Source organism: uncultured Veillonella sp., from assembly GCF_905209685.1.
Taxonomy (GTDB): Bacteria; Bacillota; Negativicutes; order Veillonellales; family Veillonellaceae; genus Veillonella.
Genome location: NZ_CAJLUB010000186.1, coordinates 1 through 2,333, shown reverse-complemented (window position 1 = coordinate 2,333; position 2,333 = coordinate 1). Strand labels below are relative to the sequence as shown.

Genomic DNA, 2,333 nt, shown 5'->3' with positions numbered 1-2,333 from the left:
TAAGACATATCGTAAGCGAAGTATTCGAATCTCCAACGGTTACTTAAGCTTATCGGGATTATTTATTTTTTAGGAGGTAACATTAATGTTAACTACAGAAGCTAAATTAGCAGTAATTAAAGAATACGCTACTCATGAAGGTGACACTGGTTCTCCAGAAGTACAAGTTGCGATTTTGACAAGCCGCATCCAATACTTAACAGATCACTTGAAAGAACACAAAAAAGACCATCATTCCCGTCGTGGTTTGTTGAAATTGGTTGGTCAACGCCGTAACATGCTTGACTACCTTCGTCGTAAAGATATCGAACGTTACCGTTCCCTTATCGAACGTCTTGGTCTTCGTAAATAATAAAACTAGCCGTCCTATAGGACGGCTTTTTTATTTTATTTCCTTGTGTTATAATGAATTTAGGCAAAGGGAAACAACTGCCGATAATCTATTGTGGAAACACAGAAAAAAGGACAGAGCGGCTACTCTGTCCTTTTTATTGTGCTAGTTGCTATTTAAATCTACTATCTAGCCACTTGATGGCGTAATGGCAAGTTACACCACCTATGATAGTGATTATAAGGGAAACAACATAATCTACCATAGAAACACCTCCTTTCTGTTGCCAGAATAGGAGTTAGCAACAATTAAAGTATATCATATGAAGTGAAAAAATAGCCTAATTTAATTAGATGATATATAATAAAAAGGTATACATATAAGAAGATTTTTAGGAGGAATAGGAATGGAACAATTCCAAATGGACCTAGCTGGTCGTACGCTTACGATCGAGACTGGGGAACTTGCAAAACAAGCTGGCGGTGCTGTAATGGTTGGTTATGGTGATACTCGTGTACTCGTTACCGCTACAGGTTCTAAAGAGGCGAAGGATATCGATTTCTTCCCACTTACAGTAGACTATGAAGAAAAAATGTATGCTGTTGGTCGTTTGCCAGGTGGCTTTATTAAACGTGAAGCACGTCCACCTGAATCTGCGATTTTGAATAGCCGTTTGATTGACCGTCCTATTCGTCCATTATTCGATAAAGGTGTACGTAATGAAGTACACGTAGTAGCAACAGTTATGTCCGTTGATCAAGATTGTGATCCTGCAATCTGTGGTATGATTGGTGCATCTGCAGCATTGTCTATTTCTGATATTCCTTGGAATGGTCCTATTGCAGGCGTTCGCATGGGCCGTATCAATGGTGAATTTGTTGTTAATCCAACAAAAGAACAATTGGAAGCAACAGACCTTAATATCGTTGTAGCTGGTACAAAAGATGCTATCCTCATGGTTGAAGGTGGTGCTCAAGAGGTTCCAGAAGAAACTATTCTTGAAGTCATCATGGCAGCTCATGAAGAAATCAAAAAAATCGTAGCTTTCCAAGAAGACATGAAAGCTAAAGTAGGCAAGGAAAAACGCGTATTTGAAAGTAAAGACGTGCCTGCTGAAATCGCTGATGCAGTTCGTGCCTATGGTCATGATAAACTTGATGCAGCAGTTCGTTGTGCAGATAAACAACAACGTGATGCACAAGAAAGCGAAGTACGTGCAGATGTATTAGCTCACTTTGAAGAAATCTATCCAGATAACTTAGCTGATGTAAATAAAGCATTTGACGCAATGACAAAAGAAATCGTTCGTCATATGATTACAGTTGAAAAAATCCGTCCAGATGGCCGTAAGCTTGATGAAGTTCGTCCTATTTCTTGCCGTACAGGTGTATTACCTCGTACACATGGTTCTGGTTTATTTACACGTGGTCAAACTCAAGTATTGAACGTTGCCACTGTAGCCCCATTGTCTGAAACTCAAACAATTGATGGCATTGGTTTAGAAACAGAAAAACGTTATATTCACCACTATAATTTCCCATCCTTCTCCGTAGGTGAAACTCGTTCCTCCCGCGGTCCTGGCCGTCGTGAAATTGGTCATGGTGCGTTGGCTGAACGTGCATTGGTACCTGTTATTCCTAGTGAAGAAGAATTCCCATATGCATTGCGTCTTGTATCTGAAGTATTGGAATCTAATGGCTCTAGCTCCATGGCATCCGTATGTGGTTCCACATTGTCCTTGATGGATGCTGGTGTGCCTATTAAAGCTCCTGTAGCAGGTATTGCAATGGGTCTTGTAACGCAAGGTGAACACTACACAATCTTAACAGACATTCAAGGTATGGAAGATGCTCTTGGCGATATGGACTTCAAAGTGGCTGGTACAGCTAAAGGTGTAACTGCCATCCAAATGGATATTAAAATTTCTGGTTTGTCTCGTGAAATCCTTCACGAAGCATTGGAACAAGCTCATAAAGGTCGCATGCACATCATGGGCATTATG

At 40.3% G+C, this 2,333-nt stretch carries 2 protein-coding genes; both read left to right on the top strand.

What is annotated here, in order from left to right:
• Window positions 1-85 precede the first annotated feature (85 nt).
• Window positions 86-352: a 30S ribosomal protein S15 gene (gene rpsO, locus QZ055_RS09215; protein WP_005386879.1), complete on the top strand. Its 267-nt coding sequence runs from the start codon at window positions 86-88 to the stop codon at window positions 350-352.
• A 385-nt stretch (window positions 353-737) separates the two neighbouring features.
• A partial coding sequence (locus QZ055_RS09210; RefSeq protein WP_295826444.1) for a polyribonucleotide nucleotidyltransferase occupies window positions 738-2,333 on the top strand: 1,596 nt, incomplete at its 3' end.